This window comes from Kitasatospora sp. NPDC056327 (assembly GCF_042261735.1).
Lineage (GTDB): Bacteria > Actinomycetota > Actinomycetes > Streptomycetales > Streptomycetaceae > Kitasatospora.
Genome location: NZ_JBHJRC010000465.1, coordinates 1 through 3,771, shown reverse-complemented (window position 1 = coordinate 3,771; position 3,771 = coordinate 1). Strand labels below are relative to the sequence as shown.

At 71.7% G+C, this 3,771-nt stretch carries 2 protein-coding genes; both read left to right on the top strand.

Going from position 1 to position 3,771, the window contains the following annotated elements:
- The first annotated feature begins 114 nt into the window (after positions 1 to 114).
- Positions 115 to 1,164, top strand: coding sequence for a mycothiol synthase (gene mshD, locus ACFCX4_RS35235; protein ID WP_376151389.1), 1,050 nt, complete (start codon positions 115 to 117; stop codon positions 1,162 to 1,164).
- Positions 1,165 to 1,500: 336 nt separating this feature from the next.
- Complete coding sequence (locus ACFCX4_RS35230) at positions 1,501 to 3,678, top strand: RNA degradosome polyphosphate kinase (protein WP_376151387.1); 2,178 nt, start codon at positions 1,501 to 1,503, stop codon at positions 3,676 to 3,678.
- Positions 3,679 to 3,771 lie beyond the last annotated feature (93 nt).

The window sequence follows — 3,771 nt, the reverse complement described above, 5'->3', positions numbered from 1 at the left end:
TGCAGGGGGGACCCTGTGGGAGAGTAGGACGCCGCCGAACAATCATTGTGAAGAACCCCCGCCGGGTCATCCGGCGGGGGTTCTTTGCGTTCACCGCTGTCGTATCGTCGGTGCATGGACGATGGAACGGCAACAACGGGCGACACCGCCAAGACCACGAGCACGGTCCTCGCCTCCGGCACATTGCGGCCGGCACAGCGGGACGCCGCCCTGCGGGTGCTGGCCGACGCCCTGGCGGTGGACGGCCGCGAGGCGGTGTCCGAGCAGGGACGTCTGCGCCTGCGCTCCACGGAGACGGCGCGGCCCGGGGTGACCCACTTCCTGGAGGTCACCGGACAGGCCCCGCAGCCGGGTGGTACGGCGGACCCCGAGGGCGGGGAGACCGCGGGGCCCGTCGGGTACGGCCAGCTGGAGGTACCCGCGGACGGGGCGGCCAACCCGTCCGCCGAGCTCGTGGTCGCCCCGGCGGACCGCGGCCGCGGTTACGGCCGGCCGCTGGTGGACGCCGTCCTCGCCGAGGCCGGCCGGGCGGGCCGGGAACACGTCGACTTCTGGGTGCACGGCGGCCACCCGGCGGCCCGGCACCTGGCCGACCGGTACGGTGCCGAGCTGGTCCGCGAGCTGCGGCAGATGCGCCGTACCGGGCCGCAGACCGAGGCCGTGCCGCTGCCGGAGGGGATCGAGCTGCGGACCTTCCGCCCCGGTGAGGACGACGCCGCCTGGCTGCGGCTGAACGCCCTGGCCTTCGCCCACCACCCGGAGCAGGGCGCCTGGACCGAGCGGGACCTCGCCGACCGGCTGGCCGAGCCCTGGTTCGACCCGGCCGGCTTCTTCCTCGCGACCCGGGACGGCGAGCCGGTCGGCTTCCACTGGACGAAGGTGCACCCCGCGACCGGGACCGGGCCGGCCCTCGGCGAGGTGTACGTGGTGGGCGTGGATCCGGCGGAGCAGGGCGGCGGCCTCGGCCGGGCCCTGACCGCGGCCGGTCTGCGACACCTGACGGGCCGTGACACGGCGGCGGGCGAGCGTGCCCTGGAGACCGTGCTGCTGTACGTCGACGCGGACAATCCGGCCGCGGTCCGCGTCTACGAACGGCTCGGATTCACCGTCCACGAGGTCGATTTGATGTATCGCGCCGGGGTGCGGCGGCCGAATTCCCGGTGACCGGATTTCGGTGACGGAGAGTGACAGTCAAAACAGGGCGCTCCGGCGCCGCCTAGCGGAGAAACCGGGGCCGCGGCAACGGGCGTGCGCCCACCGCCGCGGCTCCGACCGCCTCAGCTTTCCTCCTGGCCATGCGGTGTTTACCGTGGATTCAATTACTGCCGCGAAGATCACAGGATGAAGTCCGTAGTGTCTCGCTCGTGCAGCATTGGCCGGCACCCGTCGGCCGGTTCTGTGACAACCGCGCCGGGTCGGTGGGCGTCGGTCGTGGGCGAGGGCGACGGCCCGAAAGGCATTTCGCGTCCGGACGCCGTCCTGCTGGAGGAGCTGGAGCCAATGAGCATCCCCCGCCCCGTACCCGCCCCCGTCTCCCCGCCCGCGCGGATGTCCAGCGCGCTGGGGATCCCGCCGGAGCTGACGGTCACAGAAGAGCAGGATCTGGAGGAGCTGCCCCAGGGCCGCTTCCTGGACCGTGAGCGCAGCTGGCTCGCGTTCAACGAACGCGTGCTGGAGCTGGCCGAGGATCCCGGGATCCCGCTGCTGGAACGAGCCAAGTTCCTGGCGATCTTCGCCAGCAACCTCGACGAGTTCTTCATGGTGCGGGTGGCCGGCCTGAAGCGCCGCATCGCCACCGGGGTCGCCCAGCGCAGTGCGTCCGGGCTCCAGCCGCGCGAGGTGCTCGACCAGATCTGGACCCGCTCGCGCGAGTTGATGGCCCGCCACGCCTCCGCCTTCCAGCAGGAGGTGCTGCCGGACCTCGCCGCCGAGGGCATCGAGGTGGTCCGCTGGTCCGAGCTGGCGGAGAAGGAGCAGGCCAGGCTCCACAGCCTGTTCCGGCAGAAGATCTTTCCGGTGCTCACCCCGCTGGCGGTGGACCCGGCGCACCCCTTCCCCTATATATCGGGGCTCTCGCTCAACCTGGCGGTCGTCGTGCGCAACCCGGTCTCCGGGCACAAGCACTTCGCCAGGGTGAAGGTGCCGCAGTCGCTGGCGCGTTTCCTGGAGGCCTCCCCGCAGCGCTACGTGCCGCTGGAGGACGTCATGGGGGCCCACCTGGAGGAGCTCTTCCCCGGGATGGAGGTGCTCGCGCACCACGCCTTCCGGGTGACCCGCAACGAGGACCTCGAAGTCGAGGAGGACGACACCGAGAACATCCTCAAGGCCCTGGAGAAGGAGCTCATGCGGCGGCGCTTCGGCCCGCCGGTGCGGCTGGAGGTCGAGGAGTCGATCGACCCCTACATCCTGGACCTGCTGGTCCGGGAGCTGAACATCACCGAGGCCGAGGTCTTCCCGCTGGCCGGCCCGCTGGACCTCACCGGGCTGTTCGGCATCGCCGGACTGGACCGGCCCGAGCTGAAGTACCCGAAGTTCGTGGCCGGCACCGCGCGCGGCCTCACCGACGTCGAGTCGGCCTCGCAGCCGGACATCTTCGTGGCGATGCGCGAGCGGGACGTCCTGCTGCACCACCCGTACGACAGCTTCTCCACCTCGGTGCAGGCCTTCCTGGAGCAGGCCGCGGCCGACCCGGACGTGCTGGCGATCAAGCAGACGCTGTACCGCACCTCCGGTGACTCGCCGATCGTCGACGCGCTGATCGACGCGGCGGAGTCCGGCAAGCAGGTGCTGGTGCTGGTCGAGATCAAGGCGCGCTTCGACGAGCAGGCCAACATCAAGTGGGCCCGCAAGCTGGAGGAGGCCGGCTGCCACGTCGTCTACGGCCTGGTCGGGCTGAAGACGCACTGCAAGCTGTCGCTGGTGGTCCGCCAGGAGGGCGACACCCTGCGCCGGTACTCGCACGTCGGCACCGGGAACTACCACCCGAAGACGGCCCGGCTCTACGAGGACATCGGTCTGCTGACCTCGGACCCGCAGGTCGGCGCGGACCTCTCCGACCTCTTCAACCGGCTCTCCGGCTACTCGCGCCGCGAGTCCTACCGCCGGCTGCTGACCGCCCCGCGCGGGCTGCGGGACGGCCTGGTGGCGCGGATCCACAACGAGATCGCCAACCACCGGGCCGGCCGGCCGGCGCACGTGAAGCTCAAGGTCAACTCGATCGTCGACGAGGCCGTGATCGACGCGCTGTACCGGGCCTCGCAGGCCGGGGTGCCGGTGGACGTGTGGGTGCGCGGCATCTGCGCCATCCGGCCGGGGGTGCCGGGGCTGAGCGAGAACATCCGGGTGCGCAGCATCCTGGGCCGCTTCCTGGAGCACTCGCGGATCTTCGTCTTCGGCAACAACGGCGATCCGGAGGTGTGGATCGGCAGCGCCGACATGATGCACCGCAACCTGGACCGCCGGATCGAGGCGCTGCTGCGGATCACGGACCCGGCGCACCGGGCCGAGCTGTCGGGGCTGCTCGACCTCGGGGTGTCGGACGAGACCGAGTCCTGGCACCTCGGGGCGGACGGGTCCTGGACCCGGCACGCCCAGGACGCCGACGGCAAGCAGCTGAGGCACGTCCAGGACCTGCTCATCGACTCGCGTCAGCGCCGTCGGGCCGCCACCGCCCGATGACCGGCGGTCGCCGCCACGACCCCGCTGACGCCGGACGTGACGACGTGAGCCGCGACGCCGCGCGGCGTGACCCGCACCGGGCTCCCCGGTGCC

Excerpts from the sequence above, each read along its gene's own strand:
- mshD (WP_376151389.1), top strand. The coding sequence starts at position 115 with ATGGACGATGGAACGGCAACAACGGGCGACACCGCCAAGACCACGAGC.
- ACFCX4_RS35230 (WP_376151387.1), top strand. The coding sequence starts at position 1,501 with ATGAGCATCCCCCGCCCCGTACCCGCCCCCGTCTCCCCGCCCGCGCGG.